We start from the raw sequence: 389 nt of genomic DNA on the forward strand, positions 1-389 counted from the left end.
CGTATTTTAGGACGAGACAGATTACTAAGCCAGCACTCAAATCATCACTAAATCCAGCGTCTAACCTTTTGTTTGTAATCAACATATTCTGCGCCGAATAATTGTTCTAGTGCTCGCTCTTCGGGTTTGATTTGGAAGTAATTCATGTAGATTACGAAGCCAAAGCTAAGTAGTACACTGAAGATATTCTGGAAGAAGTAGCCAAAGCAAAATAGCAGGATGAACAACCCTAAGTACATTGGGTTTCGCGTGTAGCCAAAAATTCCACTGTCCACGACGGCTAAAGCGGTTTCGACTTTGATCGGGTTAACGGTGGTTTTCTGTTTTCGAAATTCCAATATACCGGATATTCCGATCACACCACTCAATGTGATACCAATCCGGAAAAT

General features: G+C 41.1%; 1 protein-coding gene. It reads right to left on the reverse strand.

Annotation, left to right across the window (positions count from 1 at the left end):
• Nucleotides 1-47: 47 nt before the first annotated feature.
• On the reverse strand, nt 48-389 hold a 342-nt coding region (locus AB4558_RS21490; protein WP_372159097.1), incomplete at its 5' end, for an isoprenylcysteine carboxylmethyltransferase family protein.

Origin of the sequence: Vibrio sp. 10N.222.51.C5 (assembly GCF_041474575.1) — a bacterium.
Classification (GTDB): Bacteria; Pseudomonadota; Gammaproteobacteria; order Enterobacterales; family Vibrionaceae; genus Vibrio; species Vibrio crassostreae_C.